Annotated in this window: 31 protein-coding genes and 1 pseudogene; 28 read left to right on the top strand and 4 right to left on the bottom strand. The window is 61.5% G+C overall.

What is annotated here, in order from left to right:
* Positions 1–46: 46 nt before the first annotated feature.
* From HX881_RS18145 to recX, 24 genes and pseudogenes are all read left to right on the top strand, one after another.
* Positions 47–790: a LexA family transcriptional regulator gene (locus tag HX881_RS18145; RefSeq protein ID WP_083875407.1), complete on the top strand. Its 744-nt coding sequence runs from the start codon at positions 47–49 to the stop codon at positions 788–790.
* Between the two features lie 604 nt (positions 791–1,394).
* Positions 1,395–1,742: a phage holin family protein gene (locus HX881_RS18150; protein ID WP_177085809.1), complete on the top strand. Its 348-nt coding sequence runs from the start codon at positions 1,395–1,397 to the stop codon at positions 1,740–1,742.
* A gap of 162 nt (positions 1,743–1,904) precedes the next feature.
* Entirely contained in the window at positions 1,905–2,489 is a 585-nt protein-coding gene (locus tag HX881_RS18155; RefSeq protein ID WP_017127626.1) for a phage tail terminator protein, read from the top strand.
* Positions 2,486–2,668 carry a DUF2635 domain-containing protein gene (locus HX881_RS18160; protein WP_177085811.1) on the top strand — a complete coding sequence of 61 codons (183 nt, stop codon included), beginning with the start codon at positions 2,486–2,488 and terminating at the stop codon, positions 2,666–2,668. Before HX881_RS18155 ends, HX881_RS18160 begins: the two co-directional genes overlap by 4 nt.
* The gene (locus HX881_RS18165; RefSeq protein WP_017127628.1) at positions 2,668–4,164 is read left to right on the top strand and encodes a phage tail sheath subtilisin-like domain-containing protein; all 1,497 of its coding nucleotides are present in this window, start codon (positions 2,668–2,670) and stop codon (positions 4,162–4,164) included. Before HX881_RS18160 ends, HX881_RS18165 begins: the two co-directional genes overlap by 1 nt.
* Before the next feature lie 34 nt (positions 4,165–4,198).
* The gene (locus HX881_RS18170; protein WP_017127629.1) at positions 4,199–4,780 is read left to right on the top strand and encodes a DUF642 domain-containing protein; all 582 of its coding nucleotides are present in this window, start codon (positions 4,199–4,201) and stop codon (positions 4,778–4,780) included.
* Between the two features lie 85 nt (positions 4,781–4,865).
* A complete protein-coding gene (locus HX881_RS18175; protein WP_017127630.1) occupies positions 4,866–5,213 on the top strand; it encodes a phage tail tube protein in 348 nt (115 codons plus the stop codon).
* Positions 5,210–5,506 carry a phage tail assembly protein gene (locus tag HX881_RS18180; RefSeq protein ID WP_017127631.1) on the top strand — a complete coding sequence of 99 codons (297 nt, stop codon included), beginning with the start codon at positions 5,210–5,212 and terminating at the stop codon, positions 5,504–5,506. The genes HX881_RS18175 and HX881_RS18180 overlap by 4 nt, the downstream gene beginning before the upstream one ends.
* Before the next feature lie 130 nt (positions 5,507–5,636).
* On the top strand, positions 5,637–7,232 hold the full coding sequence (locus HX881_RS18185; RefSeq protein ID WP_246356520.1) for a phage tail tape measure protein: 1,596 nt from the start codon (positions 5,637–5,639) through the stop codon (positions 7,230–7,232).
* The gene (locus HX881_RS18190) at positions 7,213–8,499 is read left to right on the top strand and encodes a DNA circularization protein (RefSeq protein WP_103032827.1); all 1,287 of its coding nucleotides are present in this window, start codon (positions 7,213–7,215) and stop codon (positions 8,497–8,499) included. Before HX881_RS18185 ends, HX881_RS18190 begins: the two co-directional genes overlap by 20 nt.
* Before the next feature lie 3 nt (positions 8,500–8,502).
* Positions 8,503–9,540 (top strand): phage baseplate assembly protein, encoded by a 1,038-nt coding sequence (locus HX881_RS18195; RefSeq protein WP_017127633.1) that lies wholly within the window; start codon positions 8,503–8,505, stop codon positions 9,538–9,540.
* A 163-nt stretch (positions 9,541–9,703) separates the two neighbouring features.
* Positions 9,704–10,213, top strand: a complete 510-nt coding sequence (locus tag HX881_RS18200; protein ID WP_017127634.1) for a phage baseplate assembly protein V — start codon at positions 9,704–9,706, stop codon at positions 10,211–10,213.
* The gene (locus HX881_RS18205; RefSeq protein ID WP_177085813.1) at positions 10,213–10,611 is read left to right on the top strand and encodes a phage GP46 family protein; all 399 of its coding nucleotides are present in this window, start codon (positions 10,213–10,215) and stop codon (positions 10,609–10,611) included. The genes HX881_RS18200 and HX881_RS18205 overlap by 1 nt, the downstream gene beginning before the upstream one ends.
* Positions 10,601–11,641 carry a baseplate J/gp47 family protein gene (locus tag HX881_RS18210; RefSeq protein ID WP_017127636.1) on the top strand — a complete coding sequence of 347 codons (1,041 nt, stop codon included), beginning with the start codon at positions 10,601–10,603 and terminating at the stop codon, positions 11,639–11,641. The genes HX881_RS18205 and HX881_RS18210 overlap by 11 nt, the downstream gene beginning before the upstream one ends.
* On the top strand, positions 11,629–12,228 hold the full coding sequence (locus HX881_RS18215) for a YmfQ family protein (protein WP_177085815.1): 600 nt from the start codon (positions 11,629–11,631) through the stop codon (positions 12,226–12,228). Before HX881_RS18210 ends, HX881_RS18215 begins: the two co-directional genes overlap by 13 nt.
* Before the next feature lie 11 nt (positions 12,229–12,239).
* Positions 12,240–14,345: a tail fiber protein gene (locus HX881_RS18220; RefSeq protein WP_177085817.1), complete on the top strand. Its 2,106-nt coding sequence runs from the start codon at positions 12,240–12,242 to the stop codon at positions 14,343–14,345.
* Entirely contained in the window at positions 14,342–14,689 is a 348-nt protein-coding gene (locus HX881_RS18225; RefSeq protein WP_177085819.1) for a tail fiber assembly protein, read from the top strand. Before HX881_RS18220 ends, HX881_RS18225 begins: the two co-directional genes overlap by 4 nt.
* Positions 14,690–15,023: 334 nt before the next feature.
* Positions 15,024–15,230, top strand: a pseudogene (locus HX881_RS33255) (phage tail protein); the annotation flags it as partial.
* A 1,105-nt stretch (positions 15,231–16,335) separates the two neighbouring features.
* Positions 16,336–16,698: a tail fiber assembly protein gene (locus tag HX881_RS18235; RefSeq protein ID WP_177085821.1), complete on the top strand. Its 363-nt coding sequence runs from the start codon at positions 16,336–16,338 to the stop codon at positions 16,696–16,698.
* A gap of 46 nt (positions 16,699–16,744) precedes the next feature.
* On the top strand, positions 16,745–17,308 hold the full coding sequence (locus HX881_RS18240; protein WP_177085823.1) for a glycoside hydrolase family 19 protein: 564 nt from the start codon (positions 16,745–16,747) through the stop codon (positions 17,306–17,308).
* Positions 17,290–17,826, top strand: a complete 537-nt coding sequence (locus tag HX881_RS18245) for a lysis system spanin subunit (protein ID WP_177085825.1) — start codon at positions 17,290–17,292, stop codon at positions 17,824–17,826. The genes HX881_RS18240 and HX881_RS18245 overlap by 19 nt, the downstream gene beginning before the upstream one ends.
* Positions 17,827–18,180: 354 nt before the next feature.
* Positions 18,181–18,681 (top strand): nicotinamide-nucleotide amidohydrolase family protein, encoded by a 501-nt coding sequence (locus HX881_RS18250; protein ID WP_177085827.1) that lies wholly within the window; start codon positions 18,181–18,183, stop codon positions 18,679–18,681.
* Between the two features lie 83 nt (positions 18,682–18,764).
* Positions 18,765–19,826, top strand: a complete 1,062-nt coding sequence (gene recA, locus HX881_RS18255) for a recombinase RecA (RefSeq protein ID WP_017127646.1) — start codon at positions 18,765–18,767, stop codon at positions 19,824–19,826.
* Positions 19,827–19,834: 8 nt separating this feature from the next.
* A complete protein-coding gene (gene recX, locus HX881_RS18260; RefSeq protein WP_017127647.1) occupies positions 19,835–20,302 on the top strand; it encodes a recombination regulator RecX in 468 nt (155 codons plus the stop codon).
* On the opposite strand, the gene HX881_RS18265 is transcribed toward recX, so the two are convergent.
* On the bottom strand, positions 20,303–21,421 hold the full coding sequence (locus HX881_RS18265; protein WP_017127648.1) for an LOG family protein: 1,119 nt from the start codon (positions 21,419–21,421) through the stop codon (positions 20,303–20,305).
* Between the two features lie 322 nt (positions 21,422–21,743).
* On the opposite strand from HX881_RS18265, the gene HX881_RS18270 reads away from it, so the two are divergent.
* Positions 21,744–21,938 (top strand): hypothetical protein, encoded by a 195-nt coding sequence (locus tag HX881_RS18270; RefSeq protein WP_177085829.1) that lies wholly within the window; start codon positions 21,744–21,746, stop codon positions 21,936–21,938.
* On the opposite strand, the gene HX881_RS18275 is transcribed toward HX881_RS18270, so the two are convergent.
* Entirely contained in the window at positions 21,939–22,364 is a 426-nt protein-coding gene (locus tag HX881_RS18275) for a PA3611 family quorum-sensing-regulated virulence factor (RefSeq protein ID WP_017127650.1), read from the bottom strand.
* Positions 22,365–22,593: 229 nt separating this feature from the next.
* On the opposite strand from HX881_RS18275, the gene HX881_RS18280 reads away from it, so the two are divergent.
* On the top strand, positions 22,594–23,313 hold the full coding sequence (locus HX881_RS18280; protein ID WP_177085831.1) for a tRNA-uridine aminocarboxypropyltransferase: 720 nt from the start codon (positions 22,594–22,596) through the stop codon (positions 23,311–23,313).
* Here HX881_RS18280 and HX881_RS18285 read toward each other — a convergent pair.
* Positions 23,288–24,190 (bottom strand): DMT family transporter, encoded by a 903-nt coding sequence (locus HX881_RS18285; protein ID WP_042936234.1) that lies wholly within the window; start codon positions 24,188–24,190, stop codon positions 23,288–23,290. The two genes, HX881_RS18280 and HX881_RS18285, sit on opposite strands and share 26 nt — an antisense overlap.
* 240 nt (positions 24,191–24,430) lie before the next feature.
* Between HX881_RS18285 and erdR the strand changes: the two genes are divergently transcribed.
* Together erdR and HX881_RS18295 are read left to right on the top strand one after the other, a co-directional pair.
* Positions 24,431–25,081 carry a response regulator transcription factor ErdR gene (gene erdR / locus HX881_RS18290; RefSeq protein ID WP_017127653.1) on the top strand — a complete coding sequence of 217 codons (651 nt, stop codon included), beginning with the start codon at positions 24,431–24,433 and terminating at the stop codon, positions 25,079–25,081.
* A gap of 74 nt (positions 25,082–25,155) precedes the next feature.
* Positions 25,156–25,521 (top strand): diacylglycerol kinase, encoded by a 366-nt coding sequence (locus tag HX881_RS18295; protein WP_017127654.1) that lies wholly within the window; start codon positions 25,156–25,158, stop codon positions 25,519–25,521.
* On the opposite strand, the gene HX881_RS18300 is transcribed toward HX881_RS18295, so the two are convergent.
* Positions 25,518–26,444, bottom strand: coding sequence for a LysR family transcriptional regulator (locus HX881_RS18300; protein ID WP_042936047.1), 927 nt, complete (start codon positions 26,442–26,444; stop codon positions 25,518–25,520). The genes HX881_RS18295 and HX881_RS18300 overlap by 4 nt on opposite strands.
* Positions 26,445–26,504 lie beyond the last annotated feature (60 nt).

The raw sequence follows: 26,504 nt of genomic DNA on the forward strand, positions 1-26,504 counted from the left end.
GAAATATGCAAATCAGCATTTGCCATTCGCGAAAAGCCCAAGCAATATGCGCGTTATGCAAATACGCAACGTTTCTACCGTCCTCCGAGCATTGCTCGACCGTCACGGGATCTCCCCCACGGAGCTTCACCGTCGTACCGGCGTGCCCCAATCCACCCTGTCGCGCATCCTCAGCGGGAAGATCGTCGATCCTTCGGACAAGCACATCTCGAAGATCGCCGAGTATTTCCGTGTCAGCACCGACCAGTTGCGCGGACGTGCCGACATTGCCGGCACCAGGGATCAGGAGCCGGTCACGCTGCATTCGGAACTCAAGGATATAAGCCTGTGGGACGACGATACCCCCGTCGATGAAGACGAGGTTTCCGTTCCCTTTCTTCGCGAGGTTGAATTGGCTGCTGGATCAGGAAGATTCGTCATCGAGGAAAGCGAGAAGGCCAGCCTGCGCTTCGGCAAACGCAGCCTTCGCCATAACGGCGTGCAGTTCGACCAGGCCAAGTGCGTGACCGTGCGTGGCAACAGTATGTTGCCGGTGCTGCGCGACGGCGCCACGGTCGGGGTCAACGCCGGCAAGAGCGCCATCGGCGACATCGTCGACGGCGACCTCTATGCCATCAACCACAACGGTCAACTGCGGGTGAAACAACTCTATCGCCTGCCCAGCGGGATCCGCCTGCGCAGCTTCAATCGTGACGAGCATCCGGATGAGGACTACAGCTTCCAGGAAATCCAGGAAGAGCAGATCACCATCCTCGGTCATGTCTTCTGGTGGGGCATGTACGCCCGCTAATCCGTCCTGACTCGGAAAAAACCCACAGCGATGTGGGTTTTTTTTCGCCCCAAAAAAAGCCGCAGCCCCTGACCGACATGGGTTTCATGCATGGGTGCAAATCTCGATGCATAAATAAATGCATTTGTGCATTGACTGTATATGCATACATGCATATTCTTTGTCTCAAGCCGGCCGGAAAGGTCGGCCACAGGCAGAAATGCCAGGGGCAACCCGAAGCTCTTTAGTGACACCGCTTCAAAGAACAGGCAGCGATGAACCGGCCTCAACGGTTCAGAGGGTTGGCAACTGACCCGGGTGTGCAGCGTAAAGCACCGTAAGCAGTTATCCGGCGGACAGGGTCGCGGTCGGAGGAACAATTCGAATCGATCCGTACCGCGCCAGTAGCGCCGAAGGATCAAGTGCCTTGCCGGAAATCCGCCTCGCCGAAAACGCGGGTCGGTTCAGGCCGGGGCATCAGGACCGCATTACTGAAAAGCCTGGGCGACCGGGCTTTTTGGAATGCCCACCGAACCTGGGCTTCCACGAGAATCCTTCATCTTGAAATCCAAGCGAAACCCCCACCGGCCAATGAATGGCCCCTTTTTATTGCAGGAGGCGTGACATGACGAACGAGCAACAAGCGTTGGCGGACATGCCTGTCTGGCTGGTCATCGTGCTGGCCGTGATCGGCGGCGTTTCCGGTGAAATGTGGCGTGCCGACAAGGAGGGCGCCCGTGGCTGGTCGCTGCTGCGCCGGCTGGCGCTGCGCTCCGGGGCCTGCATGGTCTGCGGGGTGTCGACCATCATGCTGCTGTACGCCGCCGGCGTGTCGATCTGGACCGCCGGCGCCTTTGGATGCCTGACCGCCATGGCCGGTGCGGATGTCGCTATCGGCCTTTACGAGCGCTGGGCGGCCAGGCGGCTGGGGGTGGGCGAAGCGCCTCCCCCGGAAACCAGGTCTGGACAGTAGTCCGGCAAATCCTTGAACAAGGAGGTCATCAACATCACCAACGGACTGGAGCCGTCGGGCCCGAGAGCAGGGCCCAGCCCGCATGGATGCGGGCTTTCTGGAGGCGAGTGATCGCCTGTCGAACCCGTCAAACGACGGGTTTTTTATTGCCCGGTGCACCCCATGAAAATCACCCCGATCCTCAAGCAATTGCGCGATCAATGCCCCAGTCTTGCCTCATCTATCTCGACCGGCCTTGATCTCGACCTGTTGCAAGGCAACACCACGCTGCAAACCCCGGCGGCATTTGTCGCCGTGATCGCCGACCTGGCGAGCAAGGACGCTTCGCAGAACGTCACCCGCCAGGGCATCCGCGATCGCCTGGAACTGACCCTGGTGCTCGACGGCAGCAACGGCCAGGCCGCGTTCGACCAACTGCATACCCTGCGCGCCGAACTCTGGCGTGCGCTGGTGGGCTTCAAGCCCGACACCTTCTACACCCCTCTCGAATACGACGGCGGCGAACTGATTTCGATCAATGCCAGCCGCCTGCTCTATCGCCTGCATTTCTTCGCCGAGTTCCAGCTGGGGCGCAATCGCTCCAGCGACCCGGCGGAAACCTGGCACGAGCGTGAATTGGACGGCTTGCCGTCTTTTACCGGGGTGACGGTGCGGGTCGATGCCATCGACCCGGCCGACCCCAATCTGCACCGCCCAGGCCCCGACGGGCGTCTGGAGCTGACTTTTTCAGGAGACGTAAAGCAATGACCCAACGCATCACCGTAGTGCCGGCCGAAGGCCGCGCCGTGCCGGACCCGGAAGCCGGCGATCTGCTGCCGGTCGCCGGTCGCGAAGTGGCTGACAGCGCCTGGTGGCGCCGTCGTCAGGCCGATGGCGATATCACCCTCACCGCCGTGCAAGCGGCACAACCACAGGATGCCCAATAATGGCTATCGGATTCAGCAACATCCCCGCGGACCTGCGTGTTCCGCTGTTCTATGCCGAGATGGACAACTCGGCGGCCAATAGCGCGTCGTCGACCCTGCGTCGACTGATCGTCGCCCAGGTCAATGACAACGCCACCAGCGCGGAAATCGGCAGCCTGGTACTGGTCTCCAGCGTCGCCCTGGCGAAGAGCATCGGTGGCCAGGGCTCGATGCTCGCCGCGATGTACGACACCTGGCGCAAGACCGATCCGGTCGGCGAGATCTGGTGCCTGCCGCTGCGCAATAGCACCGGCGCGATTGCCAAGGCCGATCTGAAACTGACCGGCGCCGCCACCGAAAGCGGCGTGCTCAACCTGTATGTCGGTGGTGTGCGGGTCCAGGCCGCCGTGGTCAACGGCGCGACCGCCGCCCAGGTGGCAACTACCCTGGCCCTGCAAGTCAACGCCGCCGCCGACCTGCCGGTCAGTGCCGTGGCCACCGATGGCACCGTTACCCTGAGCTGCAAATGGACCGGTGACAGCGGCAACGACATCAGCCTGCAGTTCAACCGCCTGGGCAAGAGCAACGGCGAAGAAACCCCGGCCGGCCTGACCATCGTCACTGCCAGGATGGCGGGTGGCGCCGGTGTGCCGGATCAGGTCGCGGCGCTGGCGGCTCTGGGCGACGAACCGTTCGAATTCATCTGCCAGCCATGGTCCGACGCGGCCAGCCTGAGCACCTGGCAAGCGGCGATGGACGACAATGTCGGTCGCTGGTCCTGGTCCAAGCAGCTGTTCGGCCACGTCTACACCGCCAAGCGCGGCACCATCGGCACCCTGGTGGCGGCCGGCCAGACCCGCAACGACCAGCACATGACCATCCAGGCCCTGGAGCCCGGCGTTCCGCAACCGTACTGGATCCAGGCCGCGGCCCTGGCCGCGCGCACCGCGGTGTTCATCTCCGCCGACGCCAGCCGTCCGACCCAGAGCGGCAGCCTGCCGGGTATCGATCCGGCTCCGGCCAGCGAGCGTTTCACCCTGACCGAGCGCCAGTCGCTGCTCAGCTACGGCATCGCCACCGCGTACTACGAAGGCGGCTACGTGCGCATCCAGCGTGCGATCACCACCTACCAGAAAAACGCGTACGGCCAGGCGGACAACTCCTACCTGGACAGCGAAACCATGCATCAGTCGGCCTTTATCGTCCGTCGCCTGCAAAGCGTGATCACCAGCAAGTACGGTCGCCACAAGCTCGCCAGCGATGGCACCCGCTTCGGCGCCGGGCAGCCGATCGTCACCCCGAGCACCATTCGCGGCGAGCTGATTGCCCAGTACGCGAAGCTCGAACTGGAAGGTCATGTGGAAAACGCCGAGCTGTTCGCCGAGCACCTGATCGTCGAGCGCGACAGCCAGGACCCGAGCCGGGTCAACGTGCTGTTCCCGCCTGACTACATCAACGGCCTGCGCGTGTTCGCGCTGCTCAACCAGTTCCGTCTGCAGTACGACGCGGTGGCTTGATTGCCACCCGATCATTCAGTGCAAAGGTGAAAACATGAAAGCGATTAAACAGTATCTCGGTGCCGGTCTCGTGTCGGCTGCGCTGCTGGCGACCGCTACCCCGGCGTTCGCCGCCAATCTGTTGGTCAATGGCAGCTTCGAGTCTCCAGGTTGCAGTTTCAACTGCATTCTGGATACCCCTGCCCAGGCCGACTTCATTTCGGGCTGGACGACTTTTCTCTCCGGCGTCGAATACTTCAGCGTACCGGCGACGGTCCCCGGCTCGGCTGCTGCCGACGGGGTGAACGCCGTAGACCTGGCGAACTACGTCTACACGAATGGCGGCGGCATCCAGCAGAATTTCAAGACTGCTGTCGGTCAACGTTATCGGCTGACCTTCAGCGCGGGCAATAGCGCCGCGAGCGGTCGTACCGGTACCGGCGTGATTCAGGTCAAGGTAGCGGGGCAGACGGTGAGTTTCGACACTCCCGTCGTAGCCACCCAGGCCGTGGCCTGGAAAACCATCACCTATGACTTCACCGCAACCACTCCCCAAACGACGTTGAGCTTTTTCAACGAAGAGAACCCTTACACGCACTACGCGCTCATCGACAACGTCATCGTCGAGGCCCTGTAAGTCGCGCTCACCGCTCTGATCCCCCCCTTGTCGATTTGCACGGCGAAGACAAGGGGCATCACTTTTTATTGCAAGGAGATACACCATGGGTCAACTGATTGCGGGCACCTGCTACGTCAAAGTGGACGGCGCTCAACTGACCATCAACGGCGGCTGCGAAGCGCCCCTGATGGCCGTCAAACGGGAAACGGTCGTGCCGGGTTTCTACAAGGAAACCGATATCACCCCGTCCTTCAAGGTCACTGCGCTGCATACCCCGGACTTCCCCCTCAAGCAACTGATCGCCGGTTCCGACATGACCGTCACCTGCGAATTCAGCAACGGCAAGGTCTATGTGCTGGCCGGTGCCTACCTGGTCGAAGAGCCGGTCGCCAAGGGCGATGACGCGGCCATCGAACTGAAATTCGAAGGCATCAAGGGGACCTGGCAATGACCGATCCGGTGAAGTTGCAGGTGCCCATCGAGGCCCACGGCGAACCGCTGCTCGAACTCACCCTGCGCCGTCCGACGGTGCAGGAGGTGCGGGCGATCAAGGCGCTGCCGTACAAGATCGACAAGAGCGAAGAAGTCAGCCTCGACATGGATGTCGCGGCCAAGTACATCGCGGTCTGCGCCGGCATCCCGCCGTCGTCGGTCAACCAGCTGGACCTGTCCGACCTCAACACCCTGAGCTGGGCGGTGGCGGGTTTTTTCATGAGTGCGGCATCGCAGCCATCGGTGAGCTGATTGCGATTGCCTATGACCTGGCCTGGTTCTGGAAGGTTGACCCCGAACAGATGATGGCCAGGCCACTGGATGTGCTCCGGGAGTCCCTGGAGCACGCGCAACGGATCAATGCGATGCAGCAGGTGCAGTGATGGCCAAGAAAAAAGTAAGTGTCAGTGCCGAGGATCTGCAGTCCCTCGTGGTGGCTGCGAAGGCGGCTCTGGCCGCCCCCAAGGCCAGTGACGGGACCGCAAAGGTCGCCAATCTCAAGAAGAGCCTGGAAGACAGCGGCCTCAACAAGTTGAACCTGAAGGGTGGTGGCTTGCTGGCACCCTTTACCAACGGCCTCAAGGCCGCCATCAAGGAGCAGGACCGGCTGGCCAGGACGGCCAACGTTCGCAAGGCTCCGACACTCCCCAGGGCGGCGACGCTACCCAAGGCGCCGATAGCACCGAAGTTGCCTGCCGCTCCGAAGGCTCCCGCGGTCCCGAAAGCACCCGCGGTACCCAAAGTACCTCAGGCGGCGAATAAAGGACTGGGCGAAACCGCGCAGCATCTGGAGGCGCTCGGCAAGGCGTTGGACAAGATTTCACTGAAGATCGGGCAGGCGCTGTTGCCGGCCTTCGACAGTATCGTCACCGCGCTGATCCCTCTGGCGACGGCGTTCGGGCAATTCGTGGCGGACAATCCGGCGCTGGTGCAGGCACTGGCTGTCGGGGCCCTGGCGTTTACGGTGATGACCGGGGCGGCGATCGGCCTGGCGACGGTGATGGGGGTATTGACGTCGCCCATCGGCTTGGTCGCCGCGGCTGTCGCGTTGGCGGCGGCGGTTATCGTGCTGGCATGGAAGCCGCTCACCCGCTTTTTCAGCGGGGCCACGAGACAGATCACCCTCGCGGCGATCGCGACGGCGGACGCTTTCAAGGCGCTGCCGGCGGCCATTGCGGCAGTCTGGGGCAAAGTGATCGCGACCTGGGACCAGGCCGTTTCCGCGACCGGCAAGTTCCTGGGGGAGCTCAAGAGCGGGTTCATCAACGGCTGGAATGAGCTCAGGAACACGCTTGCCAGCTGGTCGCCGATGGATGATCTGAAAAAGCTCTGGGGCGGGACTAAGGGGTTTTTCCAGGAGATCGGCAACGGTATCAGCGAGAGTCTCGGACAGTCCTGGAACAGCCTCAAGGAGACGTTCAGCTGGTCACCCCTGGAAACCCTCCAGACGCTCTGGACCGGTGTCATTACCTTCCTGGGCGGCCTGGGGAGTCAGCTGGTCGAGTTCGCGGCGCCTTTCGGCAACTTCATGAAGACGCTGTTCGACGTCGATCCTCTGGAGGCGTTGAGGACCAGGCTGGGGGCTATTCCCGAGTTCTTTTCTTCATTGCTGGAAAAACTGAAGCCGATTATCCAGCCGATCAGGGAACTGATCAGCAGTGTCGTGGACAGCGTCAGCGGTTTTTTTGGCGGCAGCGACACGCCTGTGGTCAAGCCTGCGCTGGCGGGTGTCGGCGGCGCGCAAGACAGCGCGCTGCTGGCCGGTGGGTTGGCTCGCAACTCGAACCTGCTCATCCAGCAGACCGCCGCCAACAACCGTACGCAGCTCGAAGGCGGCCTGACCGTCAGCTTCACCAATGCTCCAGCAGGCCTGCGGGTCGATCAACCGCAGACCAATCAACCGGGCCTGAGCCTGACGCCTCGCGTCGGCTATCGCTCACTTTCCTTCGGAGGTGCCTATGGCGAGCAACTGGCGTGATCGTTTGTTGCCGGCGTCGTTTCGCGGCGTACCTTTCTGGGTCGACCAGGCGAAAACCCCGGTCGGCCAGAAAGGCCAGTTGCATGAATACCCCCAGCGCGACCAGCCGTTCTTCGAGCGGCTCGGCCAGCAGGCGAAGATCCATGACCTGACGGCGTTTATCGTCGGTGCCGATTGCCTGGAGCAGCGTGACAACCTGCTCAAGGCGCTGGAGCAGGGCAGTGGCGAACTGGTCCACCCCTGGCTGGGGCGGATGCAGGTCAAGGTCGGCGAATGCGACATGACCCAGACCCGCCAGGATGGCGGGCTGGTGACCTTCAACCTGAAGTTCTACCCGGACGAGTTGCTGCAGTTCCCCAAGGCCGTCGTCGACACCAGGGAGCAACTGCAGGTGGCGTCGAGCAAGTTGCTCGACGCTTCGGTGGGGCGCTTCGATGAAGCGATGGCTCTGGTCAATCAGGCGCGGGTCAGCGTGGAGAACCTGCGCAAGGGAATCACCCTGGCGTATCACGTGATCGAGCAGGAGTTGCAGCCGCTGATCGAGACGTACGCGACGGTCTACGCCCTGGTCCGCACGGTCAAGGAATTCCCCCGGCAACTGAGTGCGGCGGTCAAGGGTGTGCTGGGCGAGTTCAAGGGCGTGGTGGGTGAAGTCCGCGGCCTGGTGGGCGACGTGCGGGGATTGAAGGACTTTGCCGTGCAGGGCTATCGCGGGATGCTGGCCGACCTTTCGAAACAGGTGGAAGAAGCCAAGTCCCTCGATACGTCGCAGCTGACCATCGGCAAGGACTCCGCTGCTGCCTCGCAGGCCACGGTGAACCTGATCCAGGATGCCATGCTGGTGCAGATCTCCCAGCTGGTGTCGATGATACCGGTGGCGACGCCACCGGTGAAACTGGCGACGACCCCTTCGCTGGCCCAACAGGCCCAGCAGCCGGTGCAACGCGCCGATGTACCAGTGGTCGACGACGTGCTGGCGCTGCGCGACAGCCTCAATGAGGTGATCTGGCAGGCGGCGCTCAAGGCTGACTCGGTGCATTACCAGGCACTCAATAGCGTACGCCAGACACTGGTGCAGCATCTCAACGCGGTGGCGTCCACCGGGGTGCGGCTGATCGACCTGACGCCCAAGAGCAACCTGCCGGCGCTGGTCGTGGCTTACCAGAACTTCGGTGATGCCACGCGGGTGGGGGAAGTGGTGCAACGCAACCGCATTTCGCATCCCGGGTTCATACCGCCAGTGCCGCTGCAGATATCCCGGGAGTAGGTCATGAACGACATCGACAATGCCGTCGTCCTGCTGGTCGACGGCCTGAGCTACGAGGGCTGGAAAGCCATCGAAATCAGCGCCGACCTGGAGCGTCAGTTCCGCACGTTCAAGCTGGGGATCACCTGGCAATGGCCGGGGCAGACCCTGGCCGTGCCGATCAAGGCCGGGGCCCGCTGTTCGGTGCTGATCGGCTGCGACCTGGTGCTCACCGGACATGTCTACCAGGCGCCCATCAGCTATGACGGCCATCAGATCAGCCTGACCATCGAGGGCAGTTCGCTGACCCGCGACCTGGTGGACTGCGCAGCCATCAACCAGCCGAGCCAGTGGCGCCAGCAGGGCATGCTGAAGATCGTCGAGGCGCTCGCCAGACCCTACAAGGTCAACGTGCGCAGCGAGATCCCGGAGACCACCAAGTTGCAGACCCACAGCATCGTGCCGGGGGAAACGGTGTTCAAGTCCATCGACCGCCTGCTGACCTTGTACCGGGTGTTTTCCACCGATGATGCCGATGGCAACCTGGTGCTCGCCAAGCCGGGAAGTGGCGGCCGCGCCAGCGATGTGCTGGAGCTGGGCAAGAACATCCTCTCGGCCAATACCGCGCGGGATTACAGCGCGGTGTTTTCCGAGTACCGGGTGATCGGCCAGCACAAGGGCAGTGACCAGAAAAGCGGCAGCGCGGTCAGCGAAGTATCCGGTGTGTCCAGCGAAGCCAATCCGCAGCGCAGGCGGGTCACGGTGATCAGCGAAAGCGTGCAGCTCACCCCGGAACTGGCCCAGCAAAGGGCCGACTGGGAGCGTGCGACCCGCACCGGCAAGGCCCTGGCCACCACTTACACCGTGCAGGGCTGGCGACAGTCCAACGGCGATCTGTGGCGACACAATCTGCTGGTGCGGGTGAAGGACCCGGTACTGGGCCTGGACCAGGACATGCTGATTTCCAAGGTCACCTATTCGTTGTCCGCACAGGGCTCGATCACCACCCTGGACGTGGCGCCGCCGCAGGTCTTCGACGCCACGCCGGCCAAGGCCAAGTAAGCCTCTTTATTTCGAGGGGGCTGTTCCATCGTCTTCGCGGGCAAGCCCGCTCCCACAACAGTGGTGTCCTGCCGAGAGTTTGCGGCGAGGCACGGACTCCGTGGGAACCGGCTTGCCGGTGAAAGCGTCCTCCCTGACCTACCGCTCGCCCAAGGAACCCACCATGAGCCTACTGACACGCCTGCTGGCGCGCGGCACCGTCGTGCTCGCCAGCTCGGCCAATAAACTGCAATCGCTGCAAATGCGCCTGACCGCCGGCGAAGTGAACGACGACATGGAGCACTTCGAACCCTACGGGTTCACCAGCAATCCGCTGGCCGGCGCCGAAGGCATCGCGACCTTTCTTGGCGGCGATCGCTCCCATGGCATCGTGCTGGTGGTCGCCGACCGCCGCTACCGCCTGCAGAACCTCGCCCCCGGCGAAATCGCCCTGTACACCGACGAAGGCGACCGGATCCATTTCAGGCGCGGCCGGATCATCGATATCGATACCGGCACCCTGAACATCCGCGCCAGCACCGCCATCAACCTCGACAGCCCGACCCTGACCCAGACCGGCAAGATCGTCTCCCAGGGCGACCAGGTCGCCGGCGGTATCAGCCAGATGCAGCATGTGCACGGCGGCATCCAGCCGGGCAACGGCCAGACCGGCGTACCGGCGGGAGGTGCCTGATGTTTGTCTCCGGCACTCTCAAGGCGGCGCTGACCCGCTCGGTGTTGATCAGCCTCTTCACCTGGCGTCGCGCCAACTCCGACGACCCCCTCGACGACGATGAGCGTTTCGGCTGGTGGGGCGACAGTTTTCCCGCGGTGACCGACGACCGCATCGGCTCGCGGCTGTGGCTGTTGCGGCGGGTCAAGCTGACCGCGCAGACCCAGCTCGACGCCGAATTCTATGCCCGTGAAGCCCTGCAATGGCTGATCGACGACGGTCATTGCAGCGCCATCGAAATTCAAACCGAACGGCTCGACGCCCAGCGACTGAACCTGCGAACGGTTCTGACCCTGGCCGGCGGCGAGCGCCTGGATATCAACCCGAACAACAGTTGGCAGGTGACTTATGCCGTTTGAAACCCCTTCGCTGCCGGTGCTGATCAACCGCACCCAAAGCGACCTGGCCAGCGATTCGCTGCGCCAGTCCGATGCCCAGGTCCTGGCCCGCACCCTCAGCGGCGCGGCCTTTGGCCTGTACGGTTACCTCGACTGGATCGCCGAGCAGATCCTGCCCGACACCGCCGATGAAACCACCCTGGAACGCATCGCCGCCCTGCGCCTGCATCAACCGCGCAAGGCCGCCCAGGCTGCCAGCGGCAGTGTCAGCTTCACCGCTGCCGCCGGCGCCGTGCTGGATGCCGACACCCTGCTGCAGACCAGCGATGGCCGCAGCTACAAGGTGACCCTCGGCGGTACCACCAGCAGCGGCACCAACACCACGCAGATCCAGGCGCTGGATGCCGGCAGCCTGGGCAATGCCGACGCCGGCCTGACCCTGTTCCCGGTGCAGCCGGTGCAAGGTGTCGGCAACACCTTCACGGTACTGGCTCCGGGCCTGACCGGCGGGGTCGCGCAGGAAAGCCTCGAGTCCCTGCGGGCGCGGGTCATTCGCTCGTACCGCGTCACGCCCCATGGCGGTTCGGCGGCCGACTACGAGACCTGGGCCCTGGAGTGCCAGGGCATTACCCGGGCCTGGTGCCGCGGCAACTACCTCGGACCGGGGACCGTCGGCTTGTTTGTCATGCGTGACGACGACCCCGTGCCGCTGCCGGATGCCGGGCAACTGGCGCTGGTCCAGGCCTATATCGAGCCGTTGCGGCCGGTGACGGCGGAGCTGCATGTGCTGGCTCCGGTGCTGGTGCCGGTCACCTACACCCTGCGCCTGGTGCCGGATACCAGCGCCACCCGCGCCGCGGTCGAAGCACAGCTGCGCGACCTGCACGACCGTGAAGGCGGCCTCGGGGAAACCCTGTTGCTGACCCATATCGCCGAATCCATCAGCAGCGCCAGTGGCGAGAACGATCACCTGCTGGTCACGCCGTCCGCCGATGTGCCAGCAGCCACCAACCAGTTGCTGACCTTCGGAGGCTGCGTATGGCTGGAGTAAGAACCGCCGCGCAATACCAGGAGCAACTGCGCAGCCTGCTGCCGGCCGGTCCCGCCTGGGACCCGGAACAGGTGCCGGAGATCCAGCAGGTACTGCTGGGCATTGCCCAGGAACTGGCCCGGGTCGATGCCCGGGCGGTCGACCTGATCAACGAAGTGGACCCGGTGACCGTCAGCGAACTGGTGCCGGACTGGGAGCGGGTGATGAACCTGCCCGACCCGTGCCTGGGCCCCAAGCCGCTGTTCGACGACCGCCGCCTGGCGGTGCGTCGGCGGCTGCTGGCGGTGGGTGACCAGAGCATCGGCTACTTCATCGATATCGCCCGCAGCCAGGGCTACCCGAATGCCAGCGTCACCGAACTGCAGACCCCGCGCATGGGCCGGGCACGGTTCGGCAAGGCGCGCTTCGGCACCTGGACGGCGCAGTTCATGTGGACGCTCAACACCGGCGGCCGCCTGCTCATGGGCCGTCGTTTCGGCGCCAGCTACTGGGGCGAGCGCTTCGGCGCCAACCCCGGCAGCGCCCTGGAATGCCTGATACATCGCACTGCCCCGGCGCACACGCTGGTGCACATCAATTACGACTAGAGGATAGACGCGTGGATTACCCAAAAAGCGTACCCAGCGTTGGGCTGGTAAATGGCAAGTTCGTCGACGAGAACCCGGTGAACGGTTCGCCGGGGTCGTTGATTCCGGCGGTATGGGGCAATGCGGTCACCGAGGAACTGCTCAATGTGGTCCAGGCCGGTGGCCTGGAACCTGCGGAGGCCGAGCGGGACCAGTTGTTGCGGGCGATCCAGACCATCGTCAAGAGCTCGCTGCCGCCGGAGCAGATTCGCACCACCCTGACGGCGTATGGGATTACCGATGCCTATACCAAGGCTGAGGTCGAGTCGCTGTTCAAGAACGCCACGGCGCTGCCGGTCGGCGCGATGATGGCATTTCCCAAGGGCGTGGTTCCCAACGGGTTCCTGGAAGTCGATGGCAGTGTGCAGAGTGCTGCGACCTACCCGGACCTGGCGGCGTATCTGGGGACCACCTTCAACAAGGGAGATGAGGGGACCGGGAATTTCCGTCTGCCGGAATCGCGCGGGGAATTTCTGCGTGGCTGGGATCATGGGCGGGGGGTGGATGCCGGGCGTGGTGTTGGCAGCTACCAGGCCGGAGCCGTTGAAGCTCACTCCCATGCGGCGAATTACTACAACGCCGCAAACAATGCGATCAATAATTCATTCTCAAGGAAAGACGCCTACTCACCGGCATACACGTCCGGGGTGACTGCCGTCACGATGGATGCTTCGGGCGGCGGTGCGGAAACTCGGCCACGAAACTGGGCGGTCATGTGGTGTATCAAGGCCTGGAACGCCCCCGTCAATCAAGGCCAGATTGATGTCGCGGCATTGGTCGACGAAGTGCAGAAATTGAAGGCATCGGTGCCTATTGGCTCGATGTTGTCTTTCCCGAAAGGCGTGGTGCCTCCTGGGTATCTGGAGGTGGACGGCAGTGTGCAGAGCGCCGCGACTTATCCTGACCTGTATGCGTACCTGGGGACGACCTTCAACACTGGGAGCGAGCCCGCGGGCTTCTTCCGGTTGCCGGAGTCGCGGGGGGAGTTTCTGCGCGGGTGGGATCATGGGCGGGGGGTGGATTTAGCGCGAGGGGTAGGGTCATATCAGTTGGATGCAATGCAAGGGCATCGACATTCTCCGCTCAGTTCAAGCACCGCATTTACAACATATGGTATAGGCGTCGGCGGCGCTGCTAATGGAGCCGGTATTGTCGACCGTGCAACCACTGGCGACCCTGTGACTGATGGTGTGAGCGGTGCTCCGCGTACAGGGTCAGAAACTCGACCGCGTAACATGGCCGTTATGTGGTGCATCAAGGCCTGGAACGCACCGACCAATCAGGGAAATATTGATGTCGCTGCATTGGCGGCCCAAGTTCAGAGCGTGCAGAAAGTCGCTGTCGTAGGCTCGCATAAAGGGCTCACAGCTTCTGCTTCCGGGCTGAACTCGTTGGTGAGCGTCTCTGCCGAGCAACTGGTGGTGGGCAACGAGGTTTCGTTCAGAAACCTGAATGCCGTGAGTTTGAACATCAATGCTGCTGTCGTGGGTGTCAATGGTCTGGATACTGGTGCCCTGGCCGCATCGACCTGGTACAGCCTCTGGGTGATCTGGAATGGCACCGTCACTTCGGGGTTGCTGTCGCTGAGCGCGACCTCTCCAACGCTTCCCAGCGGGTACACCCACAAAGCCAGGGTGGGCTGGATTCGCACCGATGCTACCAGCAACAAATACCCGCTTTCCTTTACCCAGGTTGGCAGACGAGTTCAGTACAAAGTAACGACAGGTAGTAATGTTGCCAGTCTTCCTGTGATGGCAAGTGCTACAGGCAATCTCGCAGCATGGTCGGCAGTTGCGGTAGGTAACTATTTGCCGCCAACAGCACCGACAATCGACGTAGGACTCCAAGTGCAAGCAGCCGGAGCACAAATCGCCTGGGCGAGCATCGTTCCAAACAACGCCTACTCGACGACCGTTTCGATTAATACACCTGCGGCCCTTACGGCGGGAACTTATCAGGCCCTCACTGGTGGGCGCGTGATGATGCAATTGGAAAGCTCTTCAATTTACTGGACTTCGGTTAGTTCTACAGGCGGAGCCATGACTGTGTACTGTGCTGGCTGGGAGGATGCATTATGAGTGGTTATGCAGTAAGAAATGATGGTCAGGGCTGGCGTGCTGTAAATGGTCCTGAGGATCTCCTGCCAGATGAATGGTACACGGAGAGCAATCCACCCGATCCTGTTCCGCTTCCCCCTACCCGGGAAGAGTTGATCTCATTGTCCAAGGCCAAGAGAGATGCGTTGTTGTCTATTGCAGCAAACCGGATGGGGCCACTGCAAGATGCCGTGGATCTGGATGAGGCGACTGTAGAGGAGGTGGCAATGCTCAAAAAGTGGAAACAGTATCGTATTGCGCTGAACCGCATCGAGCAGCAGCCTGCGTTTCCAGATGATATCGCCTGGCCGGTATCGCCGGAGTGATTCGTACGGAATGACCGTGCCCGTCTTGTGCGGGCATTTTTCTATCGTGAGAAAAGTATACCCAGTCTCGTGCAGGTAATAGCTTGTATTTTCATGGCTGTGTTTCGATGGCCGTATCTATTCTTTCTCGACCTGCAGCACGGCTGGGTATCCAGTCGATTGTTGAACGAGCTATCACTTTGGAGTTTTTTCGAATGAAAAGCTTTTTATCAGGCAAGGGTGTTGCGGGTGACAGGGCGTGCAAGTTAAGTATTTCAGGGTGTAAGTACCCGGAACAACGCACTTTGCCAGTCAAGTGGAAGGTGCATATCAATGATGGTTAGAGGAAGTAAGAATGGATTATCCAAAAAGTGTACCCGGGGTCGGGCTGGCAAATGGAAAATTTGTCGACGATAACCCGATTACCGGTGCGCCCGGTTCGCTGATTCCAGCAGAGTGGGGAAATGCCGTCACCGATGAGATACTGGGGGTTATTCAGAAAGCAGGGCTAACGCCTGATGAAACCGATCACTCTCAGTTGGCCGGCTCGATTCTGGCGATTATCGCGAAAGCTACGCCGAATGCTGCGACCGAGAGTACGGCCGGTATTTTGAAACTGTCCACTGGGGATCAGGTCATTGCAAGCACGGACGACACAACCGCAGTGACCCCCAAGAAGCTTTTGCAGAAACTGGCGGCTACCACTCAGGGGCAGTCTCTGAGTGCCTTTACGACTGCCGGTGCGGCACCGTTGTTTACGCTGTCCCCCGTACCAGCGATCACTGCATACACGGTGAATCAGCGGTTTCAAGTGAAATTCCATTCGGGGGGCGCCGGCTCTGACAAGATGAATATCTCGGGCCTCGGCCCGAAAAACATCATGCAATACGATGGCAGCGGCAATAAAGTCGCTGCTGCCATCCAAGGGCAGTTAACTGATGCTGTGTATGATGGCACCGATATTGTTTTGCTCGATCAGTTGCCAAATGCATCTGGTGTAACCCCTCCGCAATTCGATAACTCAACAAAAATCCCGACTACTGCTTTTGTTCAAAGTGTTGGATTTCAGTTTAGCGGTGCGTTTGGTATCAATACAAGCACCGTACTTACTGCGGCGGCTCATGCGGGCAGTCTTGTTGTTGCTACAAGCGCAACGCTGATTAACGTGACTTTGCCGCTCGCGTCTACCATGCCAGCAAAGACAACGATAAAGTTCTGGAGCTTTGGGAGCGGAGGGATGTCGATTGTCACTACAGGCTCCGATAGTATTCTCGTGCCAACCGCTACCACGGCGCTTCCGCTTCCCACTGGCGCTTGGGTTACTCTTGCCTCGAATGGAGCGGCAGGTTGGTATGCCATTGAGATGTCTGGAATTGGGGTTGGGCAGACACGACAGACTTTTGCTGTCGGAACTACACGAGTCGCTGGAACAACGTATTACAACACCACTGGGCGTCCTATTTGGATTTACTTGCAAAACGCTGTATCGAATACAGTTGGTGGAGCAGGGACCCTGACAGTCGGGGGGAGTGCTATGGAATTTCCAACGAGTTGGTATTCCACCCCTACATCGGGCGGTGGTGGAATTTCGGCTATGGTTTTACCCGGTGAGTCATACGTGGCAAGCGGCGCGACTCGTTGGATAGAAATTCGATAAGGAGATAAATATGTCATATTACAAAGATACAAAAAATGGGCTTCACTTCCTCGACGATGCCGCTTTCGCATATATGTTGCCAGACGGATCCTTAGAGATTACTGATACAGAGGCGCGTGCTGCTCAAGCCGCTGCGAACGAACCAAGTCCTGAGCAAGTATTAGCTGCTACAAATTCTGAGCGCGACTCTCTGCTTGCCACTGCCAGTCTGCGCATCGCACCTCTACAAGATGCAGTTGACCTTGGCACGGCGACCTCCGACGACACGGCGAACCTGAAGCTTTGGAAGGAATATCGGGTTGCTGTGAATCGCGTGAGCACTCAGACAGGTTTCCCCACAACTATCGATTGGCCGGCAGCTCCCGAGTCCTGATCACCACTAGCCGTAGTGAGCGGCTTTTTTGTGTCTGGAGAAAGACATGCCCGTTACCCAGCAGCAATTGCTGCAAATCATGCCCAACGCCGGCCCCAAAGCCGGCGTTTTTGTACCTGCTCTCAACACCGCCATGTCCCGCCATCAGATCAACACTCCCAAGCGCATTGCCGCTTTCCTGGCCCAGATCGGCCATGAATCCGCGCAACTGCGTTATGTGCGGGAGCTGGGCAGTGACCAGTACCTGAGCAAGTACGATACGGGTGCCCTGGCGATCCGCCTGGGCAATACCCCGGAAGCCGACGGCGATGGCCAGCGCTATCGCGGTCGGGGGCTGATCCAGATCACCGGGCGCAGCAACTATCGTCAATGCAGCCTCGCGCTGTTCGGCGACGAGCGTCTGCTGCAACAGCCGGAACTGCTGGAACAGCCACAATGGGCCGCCGAGTCGGCGGCCTGGTTCTGGGAGCAGCAAGGGTTGAACGCGTTGGCCGATGCCGACCAGTTCAACAGCATCACCCGCAAGATCAACGGCGGCCTCAACGGCCTCGAGGATCGATTGCAACTCTGGGCACGGGCGAGGGCGGTGCTATGCGCCTCCTTGACCTGATCCCGGCGCCTTACCGTCTGTTCGCTGTCGTCGTGCTGCTGGCCATTCTGGCCGGTGGTTCGGCGGCACTGGCCTGGCGGGTTCAGGACTGGCGTTATGGCCTGCAACTGGAGCATCAAGCCAGGCTGCAGGCCGATACGCTCAAGCAGATTTCCCTGGCCGCGGCGACGCAACAGCGTGCCGAGCAGGACAAACGCCTGGCCCTGGAGCAACGACTCCAGGCCAGCGACCAGACTCATTCGAAGGAACTGAGCGATGTACAACAGGATCAGGCTCGCCTGCGTGATCGGATTGCCACTGCTGACCTGCGGCTGTCAGTCCTCCTCGACAGCGGCGATCCCGCCAGTGGCCGTGCAGTGCCAGCCACCACCGCCACCGGCGGCGTGGTTCATGCAGCCCCACGCGCCCGACTTGACCCGGCGCATGCTCAACGAATTATCGCCATCACCGACGACGGCGACCGCGCCCTGATTGCCTTGAAGGCCTGTCAGGCGTATGCCGGAGCGGTGTCGCGCTGACATCCGGACGCAAGTCGCGGCTTGAAAGTCCGACGCGCTCCTGTAGGGTATTCATTTTGCCCAGGCGGCCCAGGTGTTCGAAACCTGAAGGAGCCGGCTGGCTGGCGATGACGGCGGTGAATTCACCCTCGCTATCGCTGGCAAGCCAGCTCCCACAATGATCCGGCCGAATCTGTAGGAGTGGGCTTGCCCGCGAAAGGGACCTCAAGGTCGCCTGAAGCTTCGCTGGCAAGCCGGCTCCCACAATGACCCGGTCGAATCTGTGGGAGTGGGCTTGCCCGCGAAAGGGCCCTCAAGGCCGCCTGAAGCTTCGCTGGCAAGCCAGCTCCCACGCCGTGAAAAGGAGAGAGCAACGTGGACGACATCACCCGGCTTGCCGTCGAACTCGGCAAGCGCTTGCAAAACCTCAAGGCCCAGGTCACTACCGCCGAGTCCTGCACCGGCGGCGGCATCGCCGAGGCCATCACGCGGATTCCCGGCAGTTCGGCCTGGTTCGAGGCGGGCTACGTGACCTATTCCAATCGGCAGAAGACCTTGCAGTTGCAGGTCCCCGAGGCCTTGTTCGGCCAGGTCGGCGCCGTCAGTCGGGAAGTGGTCGAAGCCATGGTCCGTGGCGCCCAGGCCCACAGCGACGCGCGGTTCGCCGTGGCGGTCAGCGGCGTGGCCGGGCCGGACGGCGGCTCGTCGGAAAAGCCGGTGGGCACTGTGTGGCTCGCCTGGGGTGTGGGCGATCAGGTCGATACCGAGCGCCGGCAGTTCCCCGGCGACCGCGACGCGGTCCGCCGACAGACGGTGCAGGCCGCGCTGGAAGGGCTGTTGCGACGGGCGGAAGCAGAAATCGCAAATCAGGGGTAGGCGATCCGTCAACGCTGTGGAATAATACTGGCTACTTATACAGGTGTTGGCCGTCAGGCCTTATTGATTACGTGAGGACTTTAATGGACGACAACAAGAAGAAAGCCTTGGCTGCGGCCTTGGGTCAGATCGAACGTCAATTCGGCAAGGGTGCCGTGATGCGTATGGGCGATCATGACCGTCAGGCGATCCCTTCGATCTCCACCGGTTCCCTGGGCCTGGACATCGCCCTCGGCATCGGCGGCCTGCCAAAGGGCCGTATCGTGGAAATCTACGGTCCGGAATCCTCGGGTAAGACCACCCTGACGCTTTCCGTCATCGCCCAGGCGCAGAAAGCCGGTGCGACCTGTGCCTTCGTCGACGCCGAACACGCCCTGGACCCGGAATACGCCGGCAAGCTGGGCGTCAATGTCGACGACCTGCTGGTTTCCCAGCCGGACACCGGCGAGCAGGCCCTGGAAATCACCGACATGCTGGTGCGCTCCAACGCGGTTGACGTGATCATCGTCGACTCCGTGGCCGCCCTGGTGCCAAAAGCGGAAATCGAAGGCGAAATGGGCGACATGCACGTCGGCCTGCAAGCCCGCCTGATGTCCCAGGCACTGCGCAAGATCACCGGTAACATCAAGAACGCCAACTGCCTGGTGATCTTCATCAACCAGATCCGCATGAAGATCGGCGTGATGTTCGGCAGCCCGGAAACCACCACCGGTGGTAACGCGCTGAAGTTCTACGCTTCGGTTCGCCTGGACATCCGTCGTACCGGCGCGGTGAAGGAAGGCGACGAAGTGGTGGGCAGCGAAACCCGCGTCAAGGTCGTCAAGAACAAGGTGGCTTCGCCGTTCCGTCAGGCCGAGTTCCAGATCCTTTACGGCAAGGGCATCTACCTCAATGGCGAGATGATCGACCTGGGCGTGCTGCACGGCTTTGTCGAGAAGTCCGGTGCCTGGTACAGCTACAACGGCAGCAAGATCGGTCAGGGCAAGGCCAACTCGGCCAAGTTCCTGGCGGACAACCCGGAAATCGCCGCCACCCTCGAGAAGCAACTGCGTGACAAGTTGCTGACCCCAGGTGTTGATACCAAGGCCAACTCCGGTGCTGCTGTCGTCGAAACCGAAGACGACCTGGCCGACGCTGACCTCTGAGTAAAGCGATGACCGCCGTACTGGATACCCCGGTCGCCGTACGGCGTACTGCCATGGACCTGCTCGCGCGACGCGAGCATGGTCGAGTCGAGCTGACGCGCAAATTGCGTCAGCGCGGCGCTTCTCCCGAAATGATCGACACCGAACTCGACCGCCTGACGGAAGAGGGGCTGCTGTCCGAATCCCGTTACCTCGAAAGCTTCGTTTCCTACCGTGCCCGTTCCGGCTATGGGCCTCTGCGTATTCGCGAGGAACTGAGCCAGCGCGGTCTTCAGCGTGCCGATATCGAACAGGCCCTGCGTGAAAGCGGTCTGGACTGGCAGGCGCAGTTGGAAGACACCTGGCGGCGCAAGTTTGCCGGACAACTGCCGGTGGACGCCCGTGAACGTGCCCGGCAAGGGCGCTTCCTGAGTTATCGGGGGTATTCCATGGAAATGATCGGCCGCCTGTTCAGCGGCCGAGGCATGGACGACTGATCAGGTTGCCTTGATCGGCTCCCTGGCTCGCTGTTGCTCGGGGAGCCAGGCCTTGCCCCAGTTCTCCGGCAGGTTGATGAAGTCCACCAGTTCGCGCAAGCGTCCCTGATCCCGCGCGGTAAAGTGAAACGCCAGCCGCGACAGGTGGCTGAATTGCGGCTCGTCGTGCTCCTGGCCGCTGTAGGCATGCTGATGAAAACCGCCACTGACACACAGGTCGGTGAACTGTTCGTCCAATTGCGCCAGCGCCTGCTCGTTGAGCGGATGGTTCATGCGGATCACGAACTGGTTCTTCAACCAACGACTTGAATGGAAATTGCTGTAGAACTGGTTGATCTCCGCTACCGCTTCATCGGCGCTGTACACCAGTCGGGCCAGCTTCAGGTCCTTCGGCAGGATGTAGTGATTGGCTTCCAGTTGCGTGCGGATGAAGTCGATGGCGCCTTGCCAGAAGCTGCCGCCCGGCGTATCCAGCAACACCACCGGCACCAGCGGGCTTTTACCGGTCTGGATCAGGGTCAGTACTTCCAGCGCTTCATCGAGGGTGCCGAACCCCCCCGGGCACAGCACCAGCGCGTCGGCTTCCTTGACGAAGAACAGCTTGCGGGTGAAGAAGAAGTGGAAGGACAGCAGGTTGACGGTGCCGTCGACCGTCGGATTGGCATGCTGCTCGAAGGGCAGGGTGATATTGAACCCCAGGCTGTGTTCCAGCCCGGCGCCGGCATGGGCGGCGGCCATGATGCCACCGCCGGCACCGGTAATGACCATCAGGTCGGAGTGGGCGAGAGCGGCTCCCAGTTCCTTGGCCTGGGCATACAGCGGGTGTTCGATGGGTGTGCGGGCAGAGCCGAACACCGTGACCTTGCGGCGGCCCTTGAACTGATCCAGCACCCGGAAAGCATGTTCCAGTTCGCGCAGGGCCTGCAGGACGATCTTGGCGTTCCAGCGATTGCGGTCATCCTGGGCCATGCGCAGGACGGTCAGCATCATGTCGCGATAAAGCGGGAGGTTCGGGCTGTCGGGGGCAACCCGCTTGAGTTGTTCTTCGACCTTGCTGGTCAGGTCGACACCATTGCTCTGGAAATGACGGGACAGGAAGTCATCCGGTTCGTAAGGCATTCAGCTTCTCCTTCATATACAGAACTTCTGGCGCGGTCGAAATATTCACCGGCGCCGCGACACTGCATGTGTCGCTGTATAGCCAGCTTGATGGCTTTGCATGACAACTGGCGAATTGATCATGGGCCTATAAAGTCTTGTCTGGCAACAGCTTGTTGCACCGTCGCGGCCGACTTGTACCGCTCGTCAGAAGCTGTGCCCGTGCCTTCCGGCTCTGATTTACTTAATCACAAACCGGCCAGAAGCGCTTCACGGGTGTGACGGATCCAGGCCGGCGTTTTCTGGTAGTGGGATCGACACCGGGACGGCAGGGAGGCGGGTGATGGCGAGGATGACGCTGGAAGTCGATAGCGAGCTCTACCACTTGTTGCAGATGGCCGCGCGGGCCAACCATCTCAGTCTGGAGGACGAATGTCGCCGGCGACTGGAGGGTGGGGAGCGGCGCTCGCGTTACATGCAAGCGCTGGTCGCGGAACTGCGCGCCGATGATGAGCAACGGCGCCAGGCGCGGCAGTGATCATTTTTTCTTTGGCGGTGTTGCTTTCGGGCAATCGCTTTCCACGAAGTGGGCGGAAGCGACGGGACGGTTGCTCTTGTTCTCGGTGAACTCGTAGCGCATCACCGCGCCCTGGGCCATCAGCTTGCGATAGTTGGCGTTGCGGCAGACGCTGGCGCCCAGTTGCAGGTAGACCGCCTTGGGGTTGGCCCGCATGCCTTCGGCATAGTCGGGCTGCACGCTGAGGTGGTCGATCAACTGGTTGCCTTCCACCGTATAGGCGACTTCCAGGATGTTATCGTTGAGTTCGCGAGGCAGGGTTTCGTTGCTCTTCTGCGCGACGTCCTTCAGCATTTTGTTCAGTTCGAAATCCTTCAGCGAGGCCGCCTGGGCACTGAAGGGCAACGCCAGCAAAAGGGCGATGGACGGTACGGTAAGGCGCAGCATGAAACTCTCCTGATTCGGTAACTGGTGCTTCGACCCGTTACCGGGCTGTGCGTTCAGTGGTGGCGAAGTATAGAGGGCGGTTGTAGGCCCTACTAGGCCGGTGCTGAAGGAAATCTCGACAGTCTGCTGGGCAAACGCTGCGGTTGCCTCTGTTAGACTTCGCGCACTTTTTATCGTCGTGAGTCGTATTGTTCGTGTTCAACCCTTCTTTTTGCCGGCGTCGCAGCTTATGAGCCACGCTGTTTCCCGCCTGCGCACCCAGCGCCTGGCCCGTGCGAAAGCGCCGTTCACCGCCCGGGGTTCAAGGGCCGAGCGTTGCGAGGGCTGCCGGGTCATTCCGCAGTATTGCCTGTGCGACTGGCGTCCTCGTGTCGCGGCGCGCTCGGCGATCTGCCTGCTGATGCACGATGTCGAACCGATGAAACCGAGCAATACCGGTTGGCTGATCGCCGATGTGATCGCCGACACCACGGCCTTCAGCTGGTCGCGTACCGAGGTGGACCCACAACTGCTGGCGCTGCTGGCCGATCCGCAATGGCAGCCGTTTATCGTCTTCCCGGGAGAGTTCGTGGCACCGGAGCGGGTGGTCACCGAGGTGCAGCCGATGGCGGGCAAGCGCCCTTTGTTCATTCTGCTGGATGCGACCTGGACGGAAGCGCGCAAGATGTTTCGCAAGAGCCCCTATCTGGAGGGCTTCCCGGTGCTGAGCCTGGAGTCGGAGCAGTTGTCGCGCTACAAGTTGCGCCGCTCCAAGCGTGATGATCATTTCTGTACGGCGGAGGTCGGCGCCTTGTGCCTGGAACTGGCGGGCGACACTCGCGCCGGTGAAGCGGTGAGCGCCCTGCTGGAAGTCTTCACCACTCACTATCTGGGCGCCAAGTTCCAGTTGCCGCTGGATCTCGACGACGAGGCCCACTGTCAGCTCAGGCCTTTTCTCCAGGCGCCGTAGCGCTTGTTTTCGGCCAGAGCTGGGCGACCAGCATGCCGGCGAGCATCAGCGCGCAGCCCAGATAGCCGCGCAGGTGCAGGGATTCGTCGAGCAACAGGGCGCCGGCAATGGCGGCAAACACCGCTTCCAGCGAGAAGATGATCGCCGCATGGGAGGCAATTGCGTCCTTCTGGGCGATCACCTGCAGGGTGTAGCCGATACCGACGGCCACGATGCCGCCGTAGACAATCGCCGGACCGGCGGCAACGATGGCCGACCACTGGATGGGTTCCAGACACAGGGCCAGCAGCAGGCTGACCAGGGCGCAGGTGGTGAATTGCAGGAAGGCCAGGCGAATCACATCGTGGCGCTTGGCGAATACCCCCACCAGGATCACATGCCCGCCCCAGACGAATGCGCCGATCAGTTGCAGCCAGTCCCCGGGCGATACGTGGAATTGATCGCCGACACTCAGCAGGAACATGCCGACAACGGCGAGCAGGGCGCCCAGCCAGGTGCCCAGGCCGGTCTTGTGGCCGATGAAGAGTCCCAGCAACGGCACTACAATCACATAGAGGCCGGTGATAAAGCCGGCGTTGGTAACCGTGGTGAACAGCAGGCCCACCTGTTGCAGGTTGATACCCAGCGCCAGGGCCAGCCCCATCAGCACGCCGCCGAGCAACAGGCCGCGGGTCAGAAAGGGTTCTGGCCGGATCTGCCGGGCGTTGCCGCGCAGTACCAGTGGCAACAGGCAAAGTGATCCCAGGGCGAAACGCAGGCCGGAATAGAGGAAGGGGCCCACATGATTCATGCCGGCGGTTTGTGCGACAAAGCCGCTCCCCCAGATCACGGCGGTCAGCAGCATCAGGATATCGGCACGCAGGGCTTGGCTTCGCATGATGGCACTCTTGTTGATAGGCCGACGACTGTGCCGTAAAGCATCGAACTTGACCACCCCGGCTTCGCTGGTCATGCTTGGCGCCGATTCGGGTGCGCTAGAGTGTGCAAGCGCTGGTTTTCCGGGCTTCTGGCGTGGAACGTACCCTTTGGCGCACAGCCCTCGCAGGCTGTCGCTTCGAGATGCTTCGGCGAGCCGCGAACCGATCGACGCTCGCCTAAAAACAGGATCATTGGAAAAATGACCACATACGAAATCCTGATCGCCGACGACCATCCTCTGTTTCGCAGTGCATTGCACCAGGCGTTGACCCTCGGGCTCGGCCCCGACGTGCGGCTGGTGGAAGTGGCGAGCATTGCCGAACTGGAAACCCGCCTGACCGAAAAAGCCGATTGGGACCTGGTCCTGCTGGACCTGAACATGCCCGGTGCCTACGGTTTCTCCGGATTGGTGCTGTTGCGCGGGCAGTACCCGCAGATTCCGGTGGTCATGGTCTCGGCCCAGGAAGAAGCCTCGGTGGTGGTGCGTTCCCGCGAGTTCGGCGCCAGCGGCTTTATTCCCAAATCCAGCTCCCTGGAAGTGATCCAGAAGGCCGTGCGCACGGTGCTCGACGGCGATGTCTGGTGGCCGCCACAGGCCTTCGAAGCCGTCAGCGTCTCCGATGAGGCCAAGGCCGCCAGCGCCGGCCTGGCCAGCCTGACACCCCAGCAGTTCCGGGTGTTGACCATGGTTTGCGAAGGGCTGCTGAATAAACAGATTGCCTACGAGTTGAGTGTATCCGAGGCGACCATCAAGGCTCATGTGACGGCGATCTTCCGCAAGCTGGGCGTGCGGACCCGTACCCAGGCCGCCTTGCTCCTGCAACAACTTGAGTCAATTTCGAGCCAGTAAGACAGCGGCTATTCACGCTTTTTTGACTTTTGTTGAACTAGCTTTCCTACACCTTTTTATTCAGTTGCCTACTTATGTCCTCGCCTTTTAAAGGTCAAACCGGTTTCAAACGTATCCTCAACGCGTCGGGATATTCCCTTGACGGCCTGCGCGCGGCGTTCACCGGCGAGGCGGCGTTCCGGCAACTGGTGCTGTTGAACGTGGTGTTGATCCCCGTGGCGTTCTTCCTCAACGTCAGTCGGGTCGAGCGCGCGCTGTTGATCGCCGTGTGCCTGCTGGCGCTGATCGTCGAGTTGCTCAACTCGGCGGTGGAAGCGGCCATCGACCGGATTTCCCTCGACCGGCATCCGTTGTCGAAAAATGCCAAGGACATGGGCAGTGCCGCCCAGTTCGTCGCCCTGAGCATGATTGCCCTGGTCTGGGCCGTGATCCTTCTCTAGGCGATCGTCGGCAACACGATCTCATCGCTGCGCTGCACGCCGGCGGTGAGGTTGCGGCACAGGTCGAGGAATTCGCGCATGGCCGAGGTCTGGTACTTCTGCTTGTGCCAGATAAAGTAGAACTGCCGTGCCAGGTCCAGTTCCGGGGTTTCCACCGCCACCAGGCTGCCTCGGCGGAACGCATCGCGCAGGGCCAGGCGCGAGATGCAGCCGATGCCCAACCCCGATTCTACCGCGCGCTTGATGGCTTCGGTGTGTTCCAGTTCCAGGCGGATATTCAGCGCGCTGCGGTGATGACGCATGGCCTGGTCGAAGGTCAGGCGGGTCCCCGAACCCTGTTCGCGCAGGATCCAGGCTTCCCGGGTCAGCTCTTCCATGCTCGCGTGGCCGCGTTTTGCCAGTGGATGCTGGGGCGCGCAGAACACCACCAGTTCGTCTTCGACCCAGGTCTGCACTTCGATATCCGGGTGGCTGCAATCGCCTTCGATCAGACCCAGGTCAATTTCGTAGTGGGCGACCTGTTGCACAATGTTCGCCGTGTTCTGCACATGCAGCTTCACCTGGCTCTCCGGGTGCAGCTGCATGAAGCTGCCGATCAGCAGGGTCGCCAGGTAATTGCCGATGGTCAGGGTGGCGCCCACCGCCAGTGAGCCGAAACCGGACTTGCCATTGAGCAGGTCTTCGATTTCCTTGGCCTGGTCCAGCAACGCCACCGCTTGTGGCAGCAACTGTTTGCCCAGGGCGTTGAGGCTCAGGCGCTTGCCGGCGCGGTCGAACAACTGGCAGCTCGATTGCCGTTCGAGCTCGGTGATCGAGGTACTCGCGGCGGATTGGGAAAGGGCCAGCAGCCCGGCGGCGCGTGACACGCTTTCCTGCTGGGCGACCGTGACGAATACCTGAAGTTGACGGAGAGTAAATCGCATATCTATATAACCGATAACCCTTATCTTGATAATTAATTTAACAGATATTGTCGCCGGCAT

The organism is Pseudomonas gingeri, assembly GCF_013386115.1.
Lineage (GTDB): Bacteria > Pseudomonadota > Gammaproteobacteria > Pseudomonadales > Pseudomonadaceae > Aquipseudomonas > Aquipseudomonas gingeri.

Excerpts from the sequence above, each read along its gene's own strand:
- HX881_RS18145 (WP_083875407.1), top strand. The coding sequence starts at position 47 with ATGCGCGTTATGCAAATACGCAACGTTTCTACCGTCCTCCGAGCATTG.
- HX881_RS18150 (WP_177085809.1), top strand. The coding sequence starts at position 1,395 with ATGACGAACGAGCAACAAGCGTTGGCGGACATGCCTGTCTGGCTGGTC.
- HX881_RS18155 (WP_017127626.1), top strand. The coding sequence starts at position 1,905 with ATGAAAATCACCCCGATCCTCAAGCAATTGCGCGATCAATGCCCCAGT.
- HX881_RS18160 (WP_177085811.1), top strand. The coding sequence starts at position 2,486 with ATGACCCAACGCATCACCGTAGTGCCGGCCGAAGGCCGCGCCGTGCCG.
- HX881_RS18165 (WP_017127628.1), top strand. The coding sequence starts at position 2,668 with ATGGCTATCGGATTCAGCAACATCCCCGCGGACCTGCGTGTTCCGCTG.
- HX881_RS18170 (WP_017127629.1), top strand. The coding sequence starts at position 4,199 with ATGAAAGCGATTAAACAGTATCTCGGTGCCGGTCTCGTGTCGGCTGCG.
- HX881_RS18175 (WP_017127630.1), top strand. The coding sequence starts at position 4,866 with ATGGGTCAACTGATTGCGGGCACCTGCTACGTCAAAGTGGACGGCGCT.
- HX881_RS18180 (WP_017127631.1), top strand. The coding sequence starts at position 5,210 with ATGACCGATCCGGTGAAGTTGCAGGTGCCCATCGAGGCCCACGGCGAA.
- HX881_RS18185 (WP_246356520.1), top strand. The coding sequence starts at position 5,637 with ATGGCCAAGAAAAAAGTAAGTGTCAGTGCCGAGGATCTGCAGTCCCTC.
- HX881_RS18190 (WP_103032827.1), top strand. The coding sequence starts at position 7,213 with ATGGCGAGCAACTGGCGTGATCGTTTGTTGCCGGCGTCGTTTCGCGGC.
- HX881_RS18195 (WP_017127633.1), top strand. The coding sequence starts at position 8,503 with ATGAACGACATCGACAATGCCGTCGTCCTGCTGGTCGACGGCCTGAGC.
- HX881_RS18200 (WP_017127634.1), top strand. The coding sequence starts at position 9,704 with ATGAGCCTACTGACACGCCTGCTGGCGCGCGGCACCGTCGTGCTCGCC.
- HX881_RS18205 (WP_177085813.1), top strand. The coding sequence starts at position 10,213 with ATGTTTGTCTCCGGCACTCTCAAGGCGGCGCTGACCCGCTCGGTGTTG.
- HX881_RS18210 (WP_017127636.1), top strand. The coding sequence starts at position 10,601 with ATGCCGTTTGAAACCCCTTCGCTGCCGGTGCTGATCAACCGCACCCAA.
- HX881_RS18215 (WP_177085815.1), top strand. The coding sequence starts at position 11,629 with ATGGCTGGAGTAAGAACCGCCGCGCAATACCAGGAGCAACTGCGCAGC.
- HX881_RS18225 (WP_177085819.1), top strand. The coding sequence starts at position 14,342 with ATGAGTGGTTATGCAGTAAGAAATGATGGTCAGGGCTGGCGTGCTGTA.
- HX881_RS18235 (WP_177085821.1), top strand. The coding sequence starts at position 16,336 with ATGTCATATTACAAAGATACAAAAAATGGGCTTCACTTCCTCGACGAT.
- HX881_RS18240 (WP_177085823.1), top strand. The coding sequence starts at position 16,745 with ATGCCCGTTACCCAGCAGCAATTGCTGCAAATCATGCCCAACGCCGGC.
- HX881_RS18245 (WP_177085825.1), top strand. The coding sequence starts at position 17,290 with ATGCGCCTCCTTGACCTGATCCCGGCGCCTTACCGTCTGTTCGCTGTC.
- recA (WP_017127646.1), top strand. The coding sequence starts at position 18,765 with ATGGACGACAACAAGAAGAAAGCCTTGGCTGCGGCCTTGGGTCAGATC.
- recX (WP_017127647.1), top strand. The coding sequence starts at position 19,835 with ATGACCGCCGTACTGGATACCCCGGTCGCCGTACGGCGTACTGCCATG.
- HX881_RS18265 (WP_017127648.1), bottom strand. The coding sequence starts at position 21,421 with ATGCCTTACGAACCGGATGACTTCCTGTCCCGTCATTTCCAGAGCAAT.
- HX881_RS18270 (WP_177085829.1), top strand. The coding sequence starts at position 21,744 with ATGGCGAGGATGACGCTGGAAGTCGATAGCGAGCTCTACCACTTGTTG.
- HX881_RS18275 (WP_017127650.1), bottom strand. The coding sequence starts at position 22,364 with ATGCTGCGCCTTACCGTACCGTCCATCGCCCTTTTGCTGGCGTTGCCC.
- HX881_RS18280 (WP_177085831.1), top strand. The coding sequence starts at position 22,594 with ATGAGCCACGCTGTTTCCCGCCTGCGCACCCAGCGCCTGGCCCGTGCG.
- HX881_RS18285 (WP_042936234.1), bottom strand. The coding sequence starts at position 24,190 with ATGCGAAGCCAAGCCCTGCGTGCCGATATCCTGATGCTGCTGACCGCC.
- erdR (WP_017127653.1), top strand. The coding sequence starts at position 24,431 with ATGACCACATACGAAATCCTGATCGCCGACGACCATCCTCTGTTTCGC.
- HX881_RS18295 (WP_017127654.1), top strand. The coding sequence starts at position 25,156 with ATGTCCTCGCCTTTTAAAGGTCAAACCGGTTTCAAACGTATCCTCAAC.
- HX881_RS18300 (WP_042936047.1), bottom strand. The coding sequence starts at position 26,444 with ATGCGATTTACTCTCCGTCAACTTCAGGTATTCGTCACGGTCGCCCAG.